This is a genomic window from Grimontia marina, assembly GCF_900060185.1.
Classification (GTDB): domain Bacteria; phylum Pseudomonadota; class Gammaproteobacteria; order Enterobacterales; family Vibrionaceae; genus Enterovibrio; species Enterovibrio marinus.
The window spans coordinates 135048-149484 of record NZ_FIZY01000001.1; the positions used below are offsets into that span (position 1 = coordinate 135048).

Sequence of the window (14437 nt, forward strand, 5' to 3'; positions counted from 1 at the left end):
GCCCCCTTCTAGGGGGCCGTTTCAAAGCCACCTGCTCTGCAGGTGGCTTTTTACTCACTGGTCGTTACGAACTTCTTCTCGTGGTTTATAGTTGATTGGTAGTTTTTTAAGCATAGTCTTAATATATTCAAATTCAAAATCATGACAGTGCTGGTCAAGCTCTTTTAAGGTATTCTCCATTTCTTTCCAGTTCATTTTCTCTTCACTAGCAGTCATTATTTTAGCGTGACTAGTGCCTTCTACATTCTCACCAATCAAAAGCTCTTCAAACAACTTCTCGCCAGGTCTTAACCCAGTGAAGCGAATTTCGATATCTCCCTCATCGGATTGACCATCATAGAACTCCTTCATCCCCATAAGATTTATCATTCTTTTCGCTAAATCGACGATCTTAACTGCCTCACCCATATCAAGTACGAAAACTTGGCCGTTGTGTCCCATAGCACCAGCTTGGATGACTAACTGCGCTGCCTCAGGAATCAGCATAAAGTAGCGGATAATGTCTGGATGAGTAACAGTAACCGGACCTCCTTCGCGAATCTGCTTTTTGAATAGAGGGACAACAGATCCTGAAGAGCCTAGTACGTTTCCGAAACGAACCATAGTGAAACAAGTCGATGTTCCCTTGTCGGCAAGAGCTTGGAGTACTAACTCTGCCATTCGCTTGCTGGCACCCATCACATTGGTTGGGCGAACCGCTTTATCGGTCGAAATTAGGGTGAAATTTTTAACTCCGGCCTCAATAGCAGCATTCGCGCAATGGAGCGTACCGAATACATTATTGCGAATTCCCTCAATGATGTTGTCTTCTACTAGAGGGACATGCTTATAAGCAGCTGAATGATAAACCGTATCAATGGCGTTATTGACCATCAATTTTGTCATTCTATTTTCTTTCTGAACCGAGCCTAAAGCTGCCACTATCTCAACGTTAAAACTCTGGCGTTGAGCGAGAGAAGTCAGTTCTTGATGGATCGAGTAAAGGTTGTACTCGTTAAGCTCAAAAAGAACCAGTTTTCTTGGAGATTGAGCAAGGATTTGACGACAGAGCTCTGAACCAATGGAGCCACCAGCCCCTGTAACTAAGATATTTTTCCCAATTATGTTTTTTCCGAGAAGTTCAAAATCAGGTTCGACTGCCTGACGGCCGAGTAAATCAGCAATGTCTAGGTCTCGAACTTCCGTAGCCAATGCTTTACCTGCTGCAATGTCTTCTACGGAAGGCACGGATTGTACCTCTATTGGCCAGGTTGAGAGTTTGTCGAGAAGTCTTAACCTATCACCCTTATTAATATTGTTTATAGCAAGGAGTAATTTGACTGGCTGATAGAGAGACTTTAACCGTGCGAATTCGTCTGCATGATGAACTTTAACCCCGGTGATTATCTGGCCACTCTTTTTGGGGTCGTCATCGAGGAATATGACCGGGTGATATTCGTCGCCTTGGATAAGTGCATAAGCAAGATCACGACCAGTGCTACCCGCGCCATATATGAACACATTCGGTTTTTGACGACGGTAGTAGTGATAATAGACAGTTCTAATGATAATTCGTGGTGCGCCCAGCATAATCATAGCGAGGCCAGAGTAGATAAAAGGAACACTTCGTGGAATAAATGCCTGCAGGAAAAAACCACTGAGGGCAAGAGTAATTGAAGATAGCACGACTGCAATAAAGATGTTGCCAATCGCAGGCATCATCATATAACGAAGTATCGCTCGATACATGCCCAACTTCACAAAGCAAAAGACAGTGACGCCACCCGTGATAACCAGACATGCAATTTCCTCTGGGCCAAAGGAAATGTTGAATGTATCCAGACGTAAAGCCATTGCGAAGTACAAAGAGAATGTGACAGCTAAGAGGTCGTATATGATGCTGATAATTCTCTTATTTTTTCGCTGCGCACTAAGAAGCAACTGAATCGGTGTAAACATTGGGTGTTGTAGTTCTCGTTATAATTTTTAAATGAGTTGACGATGGAGCAGCAAGCCAAGTATGCGGACATTTTAGGGATGTTTGATGCTGGCCGCCACTGTCTCATGCTAGAATCGTGCGTTTTAAGACCTAGAGTAAGTGAAACGGTGAACTTTTTTGTGACTGGTGGCAGTGGCTTTGTAGGAAGACGGGTTGTTGAAGCTGGAACATCCTTGGGGTGGCAGTGCACATACCAGTCGCGCAGCGCAACGATAAATCTAGAGTCGCAGTTTGTTACTTCGATTGATGGCGATACAGACTGGTCTTCTCCTTTAACAGGCGTAGACGTGGTTGTTCATTGCGCCGCTCGTGTTCACCAAATGACAGAATCCCAAAGTCCTGAAGATGTTTTGGCTTCTTATCGTGAAGTTAACACCTTAGGCACATTAAACCTTGCTCGGCAGGCTGCTCAAAGTGGCGTTAAGCGTTTCGTCTTTATCAGCTCTATTAAAGTCAATGGGGAGAAAACCGGAAAAGATGAAGCATTTGAACCTACTCTGGCTGATGCCCCGACAGATCCATACGGCTTGAGCAAATATGAAGCTGAAATTGGCCTGAGGGAGATAGCTGAAGAAACGGGAATGGAAGTGGTTATCATAAGGCCACCTCTGGTTTATGGCCCAGGTGTTAAAGCCAACTTTGAATCCATGATGAAGCTCATGCGCAAAGGCATTCCGCTCCCATTTGGCGCAATCAATAACCAACGTAGCTTGGTTTATATAGACAACCTCGTCTCGCTCATTTTGACTTGTTGCGAGCACCCGAATGCAGCCAACAGAACATTCTTGGTGTCGGATAACGATGATGTCTCGACAACAAAACTCATGCAGCAGATTGCCGATAGTATGGCCAGACCTTCTCGGCTTATTCCAATACCGCAGAGCTTGATAGAAGTAGGCGCTAAAGTGTTGGGGAAATCCCACTTGTCTGATCGCCTCTGTGGCAACCTTCAATTAGACGTTACCGAAACATTAAACACTTTGTCCTGGAAACCTCCTGTTTCGTTTGAGAAAGGCATTCAGGAAACTGTCAGTGCATTTTTGTCTGATAAATGAAGTAATCTATGAGAAAAAATGATGTTAAGACTCTTTGACTTTTTCTTTGCCCTAATAGGGCTACTTTTCCTTTGGCCGGTGCTTCTTATCGTGACAGTGATTGGTTACTTTGATACTGGTTCTCCAATCTTTCGACAAACGCGGGTAGGCAAAAACCAAAAGCCATTTACCCTGATAAAATTCCGGACCATGGCACCGGACACAGCATCGGTAGCGACGCATCTCGCCAGTGCCTCCTCGGTAACGAAACTTGGGGCTTTCCTGAGAAAAACCAAGTTAGACGAATTGCCCCAACTGATCAATGTGGTAAAGGGGGAGATGAGCTTAGTTGGTCCTCGTCCTTGTCTTTTCAATCAAGAAGAGCTTATTGCCGAGCGCGATTCAAGAGGCGTTTTTGACGTTTTACCTGGAATTACCGGCTTAGCACAGGTCAACGAAATTGATATGTCGACACCCAAGTTGCTTGCAGAGTGGGATCAAAAGATGATTCAAACGCTGACGGTGAAACTTTACTTTACCTACATTATTCAAACAGCTACTGGCGGCGGCGCGGGCGACAGAATCAAAAACTAATCAAACTCTCCATAAAAGCGCTCCCTATTGGAGCGCCTTATCAATGCACCCACATAATATTCCTATCTGCTCGAATCCCTTTTGAAACTGCCTATCTATTACAATCGAAATTACCAACTCCTCCCTGCAGTAACTTCCCTTCACTTTACTCCAATCTATAAAGGTTCAAACTGGTTTACATCCGCTTATCGCAGAGATAAATCATGCACATCACTCACCACGGTGCCAAAACCGGCGTAACGGGCTCATGCCATCAACTCACCACAGAAAACGGAAAGCTGCTCATTGATTGTGGTTTGTTTCAAGGTGACGAAACCCGGCCACTTGATATCGAATTTGATGTCCATGATATCGATGCCCTGATCCTGACTCACGCCCACATAGACCACATTGGCCGTCTGCCTTGGCTGCTTGCCACGGGTTTCACTTCTCCTATTTATTGCACACCAGCTACGGCAAAACTGGTACCCATGATGTTGGACGATGCGCTTCGTCTTCAGCTTGGGCTCAAAAGAAAAGACCGCCAACGCATCCTCAAACTTATTGAATCCCTGACTGTCCCCGTCAATTACCATACCTGGCACACTGTGAGTCATCAGCGCAGCGTGGTTGCCGATATCCGCTTTCAGCCAGCGGGTCATATCCTTGGTTCAGCGTATGTTGAAATAAAACTCCCCAGCAAAGAAGTGATTGTCTTTTCTGGTGATCTCGGCCCTAATAATACGCCTTTGCTCCCAGACCCAACGCCACCTGAAAGAGCAGATGTACTGGTGATCGAAAGTACCTATGGTGACGGGGTACACGAGTTAATAGAACACAGAGCGCAAAGACTCAAAGCTTTAATTGACCGTTCATTGTTAGACGGTGGCGTAATACTTATTCCTGCATTCAGCGTGGGGAGAACACAAGAACTCCTTTTTGATATTGAAGCCATCCTCGCTACACAATTGAATGAACCGGAAAGACGGGAATGGTCGAAAATCCCGGTGATACTCGATTCCCCAATGGCAGCCAAAGTGACTGAACGGTATCGCGAATTCAAAAACCTTTGGGGAAAAGAAGCGAAAACCAGATTGGAAGCGGGTAGGCATCCACTTGCTTTTGAACAATGCATTACCATCGATTCGCACCGCGATCACCAAGCACTTGTTAACCGCCTTAAACAAACTGGCGAGGCTGCGATTGTCGTCGCTGCCAGTGGTATGTGTAACGGCGGACGCATTTTAAACTACCTGAAAGCGCTATTGCCTGATGCCAGAACTGACTTGATATTAGCAGGCTATCAAGCCAGAGGAACGCTGGGGCGTCAACTACAACGCGGGCAAAAGCAGGTAGAAATCGACCATCAACGGATTGATGTCAACGCCCACATCCACGCTATCTCAGGTTACTCCGCCCATGCTGACCAAAGCGACCTGCTGCAATTTATCGAAGGCATTCCCACAAAGCCAAAAGAAATCAGAATCGTCCATGGTGATAGCGACGCGCAAGAAGCGCTGGCGAAAGAGATAGAGCAGCGGGGTTTGGCGGAGAGGGTGGTGATGGCAAAAGACAGCCCCTAGGGTAAGAGAAAGTGATTTAAGGGACGAGAATGGGAAACAGGAAAAGATGACTCCAGAAAAGCTTGAACTGGTTGGGGTATTGGAAAAAATCCGTAATCCATCACCTCCTACCCCCTAAATAGCCACAAAACCTCCAGTCTCCCTCCAAGCAAATAAGCCATCCGCCTTCAGCCCTCCAACAGCCCCTCACCGGTATTATCAAAATCTATACACCCTGTAAGGCTAACTTGGTCGAGTATTAAAACTCAGTCATCTTGTCTGGCTATTTGTAGAGGTAGATATGGAGAAGTCCATTCTTATAGTGACTCACGGAATGGGAGATCATGATGCGCAAAGTCTTAAGAAAACCGTGGTCGATGCTGCCAACCTCTCCCTGAACCGTTATCCCACCATCAAGGCTCGCTTACAGCAGGAAAATAAGGCCTTTGAAGACTATGTCGATGTTGTACCGATTGAATACAACAACATCTTCGAGGAAGAGCGGCAAAGGCTGGTTGAAGCCAATAAACCCGTCAGTGATTATTTCCGGACGGTGGCCAATGCCGACCTGCGCTTTGTGAAAGAGTTGGTGAAGTTGGAAGGGAAGCTGGCTGACGATAATTTCTATACCACCCACCTTGCTGACGTGCTTTTTTACGCCAGTCTTCTGTGTGAGCGGGTACGGGTACAAATGCTAAAAGTACTGGTGGAAGTGCTGAGCGGGCGTGGTAACAGGGATGTACATATTCTGGCTCACTCTTTGGGAACGGCTGCCATGCACGATACGCTGGAAAAGGCCTTTACCGGAGGGATTATCGACCAGAATACCGGTCGCAGGTATGCCTTGGATCCGACAAGAGACAAAATAGACAGTTTGTGGATGGTGGCCAATATCAGCAATCTGCTGTTTGAGCTTAATCCTATCCGCACTGGGTTCGATCCGTATAACAGCCGGGTAAAGCCCAGTGGCACCGGAACGGGCGCTATTCGCTATTTTTACAATGTCTATCACCGCTTTGACCCTTTTACCCTATTCAAGCGTTTTGAACCGGAACTTGAAGATAACTGGGTTGCCGCTGACGATTTTGAGGAAATTTACCGGGAAATACGCACCAAAGACTTGTTCACTTCAAAGAACCCTCATGATCTCGGCGGATACCTTTCCGACCCCTTAGTGGCTGACCCGTTTTTACGACGCGTGATGCCCTCTGGCACTTTCTCTCCCCCTAGGGAGGAAGCGAGACAGGTCCGGGACAGTGTCGTCGGTGCTTTCGCTAAGATTGACCAAATCGGTGACCATGTAAAGGAGATAGATTCGGTAGAGGACTTCAGTGCCTTCATTAAGATGCTGAAAGATTTCAAAACATTTATTGATGACCTCTGAATACAAGTATCTTCAGGTTGTTTGGTTATAAGCAGGAGACGCATGATGAAACTATCGGTTCAGTTAATTGTACTGCTTTTGGCTTCTTTGTTCAGTGTGAGTGGGGTTGCTGCAACCTGCAAGGTACCGGACAGTGGCACCGCCTATTGGTCAAAAAAAGTGACAGGCTCTTCAAAAGCACTGGGTGATGCCTTGCTGTTGGCGAAGTTGGAATCGCGGCCATTAAGCAGTCAGGAAATCCAGAAAGCCCGGGATTGGAAGGAGTCGATACAGCGCAGTGCGGTGGAAGTGAATACTGTGTTCGGCGTTCAGCAGGGGCGTGGGGCTGACAGGCTGGTCACACTGTTGCTTGAACAGAATCTGGTTGATGGTGAGTGGCAGTCAAATACAGAAAGCTTGGCTGGGCTCAAGTTTGCCGTCAATGATGATCTGGACGATCTCCGGGGTGATAGGGTCCATTTTGGCGCGAAAAATACCAAAGATACGGTGTATTTTGATACGGAAAGCCGAGAAGCCGCTTGTGCTGCAGTCATGGGCTGTGAAGTGCCCGGCGGCGGGACGAATGTCTGTCAGTCTTACTTAGAGGGTTGGTCAGATGCGGTGGCTTCTTATCGGAATGCGGTGAGGGAAGAAAATGCCCTCCAGATGGCAAAATTATCAATTGCATACAGTGAGGCCTGGGATCGCTATCTTACAGAGGCACGCTCACAAACATTGTTCGATCGGCTGTTGACGGCGGGTATCTATAGCGATTACCTGAAAGAAAGTCATTTCCAGTTGCCACCGGAATACCAGTTTTTTGCCTTTCACCCAAGTGTGTTGATGGAATACGTTGATGACGCCGCTGATGGCAGTCAATTCAAAGCGGCACTGGCTGTGGAATGGATAGGTATTAATGCCTGGCAATCCTGTTTCGGCGCAAACTTTGCCTGCGGAGCGTCGATTGTCAGCACCTATTCCGACCGGGCGGGCGTTGATGACTTCGGTCATGGTCTGATGTTCCATATCGAAAACAGTTATTCATTCGGCGTCACCGAACGCGATGGTGACGTAGGCTATTTTCTGACAGTCGATTTGCTTAAAGCGTTTGAAGATAAGAAAAGCGAAGTGAAAGGGTGGCAAGAGAAGGCGAATGAGCTGTTGGGTAAGGAGTGACCAAGACTAACATGTCTTCCCAGTTTAACACTCCCTTTATCTGGAAAGGTTCCTATTGGGGAGCCTTTCTATTGTTTAGCCTTTAGGTTCGTAATCACCGGAAGATAGGAGAATTCGACCTTTGAGCTAAACCTTCATCTCCATGACTCTAAATAATAAGAAAAGTGTCATCCTTGACACTTAACCTGAAGCTAATTGACTACGTGCTTTGCTGAAGGGATGAAAAGAGGATGGACGATAGATGAAGGTAGCAGTGGTTGGTACTGGGTATGTCGGTCTTTCCAATGCAATGCTGCTGGCACAACATAACGACGTCGTTGCGGTTGATATTATTCAGGACAAAGTGGATTTACTGAATCAAGGTCAATCTCCTATCTCAGATACCGAGATAGAACATTTTCTCCAAGACCCAGAGCTGAGATTCTACGCGACCACCGATGCTCACACTGCCTACCATTGGGCGGAGCTTATTTTGGTGACCACTCCCACCGATTACGATCCGGAGACCAACTTCTTTGATACCAGTAGTGTCGAGACGGTTGTCGCTGACATTCTGTCGGTGAACCCTGCTATCCCCATCGTGATTAAATCGACGGTGCCCGTCGGCTTTACCCACTCGCTCCGCAAGCGGCATCATGCTGACAATATTTTGTTCTCCCCGGAGTTTCTAAGAGAAGGTCGTGCGCTTTACGACAACCTTTACCCTTCCCGAATCATCGTCGGTGATTTTTCTGAGCAGGCAAAAACCTACGCGGCACTGATGAATGAAGGCGCGTTAGCAGAAGAAGTCCAAACTCTGTTTGTGCATTCGACGGAAGCAGAAGCGGTGAAGCTTTTTTCCAATACTTATCTTGCGATGCGCGTTGCGTACTTTAACGAGCTGGACTCTTATGCGGAATCTTTGGGGCTGGATTCGAAACAGATCATTGAAGGGGTGTGTTTAGACCCGCGGATTGGCCATCACTACAACAACCCTTCTTTTGGTTATGGTGGCTATTGCTTACCGAAAGACACCAAGCAGCTTCTCGCCAACTATCAGTCCGTACCCAATAACATTATCGGCGCCATTGTTGATGCGAACCGCACGCGAAAAGACTTTATTGCTGAATCTATATTGAAACGAAAGCCCAGAACCGTGGGTATTTTCCGCCTGATCATGAAGTCGGGTTCTGACAACTTTCGGGCTTCTTCGATTCTTGGCGTGATGAAAAGGTTGAAGGCGAAAGGCATAGAGATTGTGATTTATGAGCCTGTTTATAAGGAACAGACCTTGTTCAACTCGCTGGTGGTGACGGATTTGGCCGTGTTTAAAGAGGCGGTGGATATTATTGTTTCTAACAGAATGGATGACGCTTTGTTGGATGTAAAAGATAAAGTCTACACGCGGGATTTGTTCCAAAAAGATTAGGGTCTATTGACCTTTGGTGATGATTTTTGCAGCAGTGTGTGGGGGCTTTATACAAGGCAGAGGCTTCGATGTGTAGCTGGCCTACATGAGAAGCCGATAACGCAGGAGAAAGTCCCCACAAACGCTGCCCGAAGGGTTCTGCCCTAACCGTTTTATGCTTTGTTGAGGTGTATTTGCTTAGAATAACTAGGCGTCACACACCTCGCCGCGCCTAAAACGCTTAGGGCTAGAACAAAATTTAACCACCAAAGATCAACAGACCCTATGGTAGCAAATCACTACCCTTTATCGTTCGTTTAAGAATGGTACTGCTCACAGGCCAGCAGCGTATTCTCAATTAGCGTTGCTACTGTCATTGGGCCTACGCCGCCGGGTACTGGGGTAATATGGCTGGCTTTCTCTGCGGCCACACCGTATTCCACATCACCGACCAGTTTTCCATCATCTAAGCGGTTAATACCGACATCAATCACCACAGCACCCGGTTTAACCCAATCACCCGGAATGAAGTTGGGTTTACCTACCGCGACAACCAGTAAATCTGCCTGGCGGACATGGCCTTCCAAATCTTTGGTGAAACGGTGGCACGTGGTGGTGGTGCAGCCCGCCAGAAGCAGTTCCATCGTCATTGGGCGGCCGACAATGTTGGAAGCACCAACAACAACAGCATGCTTACCACGCAGCGGCACATTGTAGCGTTCAAGCAGAGTGATGATGCCTTTTGGTGTGCATGAGCGTAGCTTTGGCATGCGCTGGCACAGGCGGCCGACGTTGTATGGGTGGAAACCGTCAACATCTTTCTCTGGGTGAATGCGCTCAAGCACATTGGTTGGATCCATTTGTGCGGGAAGCGGCAGTTGAACCAGGATGCCGTCGATGTCTGGGTCAGCATTCAGGTCATCAATCAAACCCAGAAGCTCTGCTTCGCTGGTGGTCGAAGGAAGGTCATAGGACTTGGAAACAAAGCCGACTTCTTCACAAACACGACGTTTACTGCCAACGTAAACTTGCGAGGCAGGGTCGTCGCCGACCAGCACTACCGCAAGGCCGGGGGCTCTGAGGCCAGCCGCTTTTCTTGCTTCAACACGTGCAGCAACTTCTTGTCGAACGGTCTGCGAAATAAGTTTTCCATCAATGATTTGGGCGGCCATGTTTTTCCTTTGGCGAAGATAGACGGGAAAGTGCCGCTATTTTGACAAAAAAAATGTGACATGGCTATAGCGCAAACGTTTGCGTAGGTCGCGAATTTAAAGCCCAACGTCTTGTGTTGGGCTGAATGATTAGATATCGACAGATACCGCTTCGTCGACGCCATCTGTGCCGGTAGAGCGGTTACGTTTGGTGGAACCCAGCATATACAGTAGCGTTGCCGCGAAACAGACCACGAAGTAGAGCATCAGGCCGCCTTTCATGGACATAGCTTCACCGGCCACGATCGGACCAATCACCGAACCCACGCTGTAGCTCAGTAGCATCAGCTCTGCTGCTGCCACGATTTTTGATTCATCGACGTTGCGGCAAGCCAGGGTGATAGCCACCGGGTAGAGTGCAAATGCTGATGCACCCAACAGGAACATACCTGCCATCACGCCGCCTGTTACTGTGGCGATTTCAATCATGGCGATGGAAAGCAAGCCCAGGAAACAGAACAAGGCCATCAGCAGGGCTTTTTCCATGCGAGAGTTCAGCCAGCTCACCAGAGGTTGCACTACCATGCCGCCCAAGATCACGATTGCCATCAATGCGCCGACTTGATCGTGACTGTAATTGCTTTCAAGCTCCAATGGCAGCAGGCCATAAATAGAGCCCAACACCAAGCCTGACACAATGCAACCAATGTAGGCCGCTACTGGCAGGGTTTTCATTTCGCTGACTTTGATGCTGGCATGGCCAACTGCTTTCGGGCGACCTCTTTTGAACACCAGTGGTGGCAAAATCGCAGCTGAGAACAAAGTGGCGACCACAATCAGTGGCATCGCGCCTTCGGTTCCGAACATACCGATGCCAAGCTGGCCGAGCGCTGAGCCGCCGTAAAGCGAAGCCATGTAAAGGCCCAGACGCTTGGCGCGTGCTTTCTCTGAGTCAGCCATCAGCAGCCATGATTCAATAACAACAAAAACACCGGCTACGGCAACACCAGCCACAAAGCGTACAAACAGCCATGCTGCCGGTGATGCGCTGAACGCCATCAAGCCCACAGTACTGACGACGATAAGTAAAAACGCAACTAACGAACTGCGATGGCCAAATTTGCCAACGATGCGCGCACTGATCAACGCACCGCCAAGCAGGCCTGCGTAAAACACGCTCGCGAGCCAGGAGGCAAGATTCACCGACATGCCACGTGCGTCAAGCGCAAGCGGAATGAGGCTCATCAGGAAACCTGACGCAACGGCAAAAAGGCTTAGGCTAAGAACAGGCACAAGAGGACTGTTGCGATCAGCCTGCATAACAGGGTTCTGTTGCAATGTTTTTCCTTAATGGTCTGAATTGAAATTAAAAAACCTGCACAGGAAGCACAGGTTTTCACGCAGAGAAAGGTGCGTTCAGGCGTGATTATTGTTTCGCCACCCACAAACGTAAAGAGAGATAATTTTGTGGTGACGATGAAATTTTTTAATGAAAATGGTCACACAGAATGACCACTTACTAGTCGATGATATCTGCATGTTTTTCCGTCTTTTTCCGCTTTTCCTCCCAGTGTTTATGCACGCCTTTTGTGAGGGAAGAAAAGGTGGTTTCCACTTTATCTAGGCCAACCAGAACAAAAAGCACGAACGCACAAAGCAGCATCGCCTGGCGTCCATAGTCAAAAGCGATCACCATGCCGAGGCCTGCCATCAGCCAGACGACAGCCGCAGATGTCACTCCTTGAATTTGACCATCACGTGCCATCATCACGCCAGCACCCAGAAAGCCGACGCCTGTCACTATCTGACCCAATACACGGGCATGATCCAAAGAGTTGTCTGAAAGGGACATTGCCAGACGCATAAAGAGGTAGGTCCCAAGAATGATCAGGATGGCCGTTCGAATACCAACGGGCTTACCACGGAGTTGGCGTTCCAGGCCTAAAATCCATCCGCAGGCCGCACAGGTGAGCACGCCTTCCCAGCTAAATGGGGTGATATCCCAAATTTCAGTCATTTCTTTCTCTTCTTGGCTAGGGGCTGTTGACCCTTGGTATTTGTGGCGCAGAAATATCCGCTTTAGACAGAAAAAGAACAATAGCGAACTCGATGAAATCATTTTATCGTCAGTGCGTAAGTTTTTTAATGACGAAGGTAGAGGATAAAAGAAGGGATTTTTTCGTCTCAGGGCATTAACTGTGTTTGTTTCTTAGGCATTTAACAGCAAAGCGCAAGGAAAAGCGTTGACGATAAAACTCGTGCCTTTATAATCCTGCCCTGCGTTCGCACACTGTGTGAATGAAGTGCGCCCTTAGCTCAGTTGGATAGAGCAACGGCCTTCTAAGCCGTGGGTCACAGGTTCGAATCCTGTAGGGCGTGCCACTTTATCTCTCTTGACTTCTCCATAAACACTCATCGAACATCTTCCCCGTAATCCGTAATCCGTAATCCGTAATCCGTAATCCGTAATCCGTAATCCGTAATCCGTAATCCGTAATCCGTAATCCGTAACCCGTTTTGCCACCGCTTTATTCGGTTCAAATACACGCCAAAAACCTGCATTCCACCCCTTGAAATCCATTTTCCCGCCCCAATCTCACAGAAACATGACGATGGACCTAGCCCGTCTCGACTCGACAGGGCGGTGCCGCTATAATGGCGCGTCTTAAAAATCATGCCTCGTTTGTTGAGGCTAATCGATACCCGCGCAAACGCGCAGTGTATCCAGATTCACAGGCGCTATGGCGAACGATTCGCTGTAGCACGAAAGGATGCTACCGGCAGAAGCCGGGCAACATCACTCAGCGACCCTGAGTAAGTTTTGAGGTTATTAATACAATGCAAGTTACCGTTGAAACCACAGAAGGCCTAGAGCGCCACCTGACAATCACAGTTCCAGCAGCAAACATCGAAGACGCAGTAACTGCAGAGCTTCGCAACATTGCTAAAAATCGTCGTTTCGATGGTTTCCGTAAAGGTAAAGTGCCTTTGAAGATGGTTTCACGTATGTACGGCAAAGCAGTACGTAACGACGTGATGGGTGAAGTGATGCAGCGTCATTTCATCGAAGCGATCATCAAAGAGAAAATCAACCCAGCGGGTGCACCAACTTTCACTCCAGTTGACGCTGAAGAAGGCAAAGATCTGGTATTCAAGGCTTCTTTCGAAGTTTACCCAGAAATCGCGCTGAAAGATCTGGACAAAGTTGAAGTGGTTAAGCCACTGGCTGACGTTAAAGAAGAAGACGTTGCTGAGATGATCGAGACTCTGCGTAAGCAGCAGGCTTCTTGGTCAGAAGTTGACGCAGCAGCTGAAGCTAGCAGCCGCGTAACGATGGACTTCTCTGGCTCTGTTGACGGTGAAGAGTTCGAAGGCGGTAAAGCTGAAGGCTTTGCACTGGTTATGGGCCAAGGCCGCATGATTCCAGGTTTCGAAGACGGCATCGTTGGTAAGAAAGCCGGCGAAGAGTTCACTATCGACGTGACTTTCCCAGAAGACTACCACGCTGAAAACCTGAAAGGTAAAGCCGCGAAGTTCAACATCAAACTGAGCAAAGTTGAAGCGCAAGAACTGCCAGAGCTGACTGAAGAGTTTGTAGCACGCTTCGGCGTTGAAGATGGCAGTGTCGACGGCCTGAAAGCAGAAGTTCGTAAAAACATGGAACGCGAACTGAAGCAAGCAGTTAAGAACAAAGTGAAAGAGCAAGTGATCGATGGTCTGGTTGCTAACAACGACATCGACGTACCTGCTGCTTTGATCGATCAAGAAGTTAACGTTCTCCGCCAGCAAGCAGTTCAGCGTTTCGGTGGCAACATGGAAAACGCACCAGAGCTGCCAAGTGAGCTGTTTGAAGAGCAAGCAAAACGCCGCGTAGTGGTTGGTCTTCTTCTGGGTGAAGTGATCAAGTCTGAAGAGCTGAAAGCTGACGAAGACCGCGTGAAAGCGCTGATCGAAGAAATGGCTTCTGCATACGAAGATCCATCAGAAGTTGTTGCTTACTACGAGAAAGACCAGCGTCTGATGGAAAACATGCGCAACGTTGCTCTTGAAGAACAAGCTATCGATGCACTGCTGGGTAAAGCACAAGTTTCTGAAAAAGAGCAAGCTTTCTCTGAGCTGATGAACCCAGCTCAAGCATAAGTGCTAGAATTGTTGAGTGGACAATTGACTTAGAATTCACTCTTCTGATAACAATGGTCCGTATGAAGTAATT

Annotated in this window: 11 protein-coding genes and 1 tRNA gene; 8 read left to right on the forward strand and 4 right to left on the reverse strand. The window is 47.9% G+C overall.

Translation table 11 applies throughout. The features are described from left to right. Positions 1 to 54 precede the first annotated feature (54 nt). The gene (locus tag GMA8713_RS00630) at positions 55 to 1938 is read right to left on the reverse strand and encodes a polysaccharide biosynthesis protein (protein WP_062704731.1); all 1884 of its coding nucleotides are present in this window, start codon (positions 1936 to 1938) and stop codon (positions 55 to 57) included. A 147-nt stretch (positions 1939 to 2085) separates the two neighbouring features. Here GMA8713_RS00630 and GMA8713_RS00635 point away from each other — a divergent pair, with 147 nt between their 5' ends. From GMA8713_RS00635 to GMA8713_RS00660, 6 genes are all read left to right on the forward strand, one after another. Further along, positions 2086 to 3033, forward strand: coding sequence for a UDP-glucose 4-epimerase family protein (locus GMA8713_RS00635; protein WP_198159437.1), 948 nt, complete (start codon positions 2086 to 2088; stop codon positions 3031 to 3033). 18 nt (positions 3034 to 3051) lie between these two features. Continuing rightward, positions 3052 to 3606, forward strand: a complete 555-nt coding sequence (locus tag GMA8713_RS00640; RefSeq protein WP_084387630.1) for a sugar transferase — start codon at positions 3052 to 3054, stop codon at positions 3604 to 3606. Positions 3607 to 3809: 203 nt separating this feature from the next. Next, positions 3810 to 5168, forward strand: coding sequence for an MBL fold metallo-hydrolase RNA specificity domain-containing protein (locus tag GMA8713_RS00645; RefSeq protein WP_062704733.1), 1359 nt, complete (start codon positions 3810 to 3812; stop codon positions 5166 to 5168). A 280-nt stretch (positions 5169 to 5448) separates the two neighbouring features. Next, a complete protein-coding gene (locus tag GMA8713_RS00650; protein ID WP_062704735.1) occupies positions 5449 to 6531 on the forward strand; it encodes a hypothetical protein in 1083 nt (360 codons plus the stop codon). Between the two features lie 42 nt (positions 6532 to 6573). Continuing rightward, complete coding sequence (locus GMA8713_RS00655) at positions 6574 to 7686, forward strand: hypothetical protein (protein WP_157515445.1); 1113 nt, start codon at positions 6574 to 6576, stop codon at positions 7684 to 7686. Between the two features lie 241 nt (positions 7687 to 7927). Then, positions 7928 to 9094, forward strand: coding sequence for a nucleotide sugar dehydrogenase (locus GMA8713_RS00660; protein WP_062704739.1), 1167 nt, complete (start codon positions 7928 to 7930; stop codon positions 9092 to 9094). 296 nt (positions 9095 to 9390) lie between these two features. On the opposite strand, the gene folD is transcribed toward GMA8713_RS00660, so the two are convergent. The 3 genes from folD to GMA8713_RS00675 form a co-directional block, all read right to left on the reverse strand. After that, positions 9391 to 10245: a bifunctional methylenetetrahydrofolate dehydrogenase/methenyltetrahydrofolate cyclohydrolase FolD gene (gene folD / locus GMA8713_RS00665; protein ID WP_062704742.1), complete on the reverse strand. Its 855-nt coding sequence runs from the start codon at positions 10243 to 10245 to the stop codon at positions 9391 to 9393. 129 nt (positions 10246 to 10374) lie between these two features. Beyond that, positions 10375 to 11562: an MFS transporter gene (locus GMA8713_RS00670; RefSeq protein WP_062704744.1), complete on the reverse strand. Its 1188-nt coding sequence runs from the start codon at positions 11560 to 11562 to the stop codon at positions 10375 to 10377. A 181-nt stretch (positions 11563 to 11743) separates the two neighbouring features. Next, on the reverse strand, positions 11744 to 12241 hold the full coding sequence (locus GMA8713_RS00675) for an MgtC/SapB family protein (protein ID WP_062704746.1): 498 nt from the start codon (positions 12239 to 12241) through the stop codon (positions 11744 to 11746). A 288-nt stretch (positions 12242 to 12529) separates the two neighbouring features. Between GMA8713_RS00675 and GMA8713_RS00680 the strand changes: the two genes are divergently transcribed. Both GMA8713_RS00680 and tig read left to right on the forward strand, forming a co-directional pair. After that, positions 12530 to 12606, forward strand: a tRNA-Arg gene (locus GMA8713_RS00680). A gap of 456 nt (positions 12607 to 13062) precedes the next feature. Next, a complete protein-coding gene (gene tig, locus GMA8713_RS00685) occupies positions 13063 to 14364 on the forward strand; it encodes a trigger factor (RefSeq protein WP_062704748.1) in 1302 nt (433 codons plus the stop codon). Positions 14365 to 14437 lie beyond the last annotated feature (73 nt).

Bases quoted from the DNA above. Each gene is read 5' to 3' on its own strand.
- GMA8713_RS00630 (WP_062704731.1), bottom strand. From the start codon at position 1,938: ATGTTTACACCGATTCAGTTGCTTCTTAGTGCGCAGCGAAAAAATAAG.
- GMA8713_RS00640 (WP_084387630.1), top strand. From the start codon at position 3,052: ATGATGTTAAGACTCTTTGACTTTTTCTTTGCCCTAATAGGGCTACTT.
- GMA8713_RS00645 (WP_062704733.1), top strand. From the start codon at position 3,810: ATGCACATCACTCACCACGGTGCCAAAACCGGCGTAACGGGCTCATGC.
- GMA8713_RS00650 (WP_062704735.1), top strand. From the start codon at position 5,449: ATGGAGAAGTCCATTCTTATAGTGACTCACGGAATGGGAGATCATGAT.
- GMA8713_RS00655 (WP_157515445.1), top strand. From the start codon at position 6,574: ATGATGAAACTATCGGTTCAGTTAATTGTACTGCTTTTGGCTTCTTTG.
- GMA8713_RS00660 (WP_062704739.1), top strand. From the start codon at position 7,928: ATGAAGGTAGCAGTGGTTGGTACTGGGTATGTCGGTCTTTCCAATGCA.
- folD (WP_062704742.1), bottom strand. From the start codon at position 10,245: ATGGCCGCCCAAATCATTGATGGAAAACTTATTTCGCAGACCGTTCGA.
- GMA8713_RS00675 (WP_062704746.1), bottom strand. From the start codon at position 12,241: ATGACTGAAATTTGGGATATCACCCCATTTAGCTGGGAAGGCGTGCTC.
- tig (WP_062704748.1), top strand. From the start codon at position 13,063: ATGCAAGTTACCGTTGAAACCACAGAAGGCCTAGAGCGCCACCTGACA.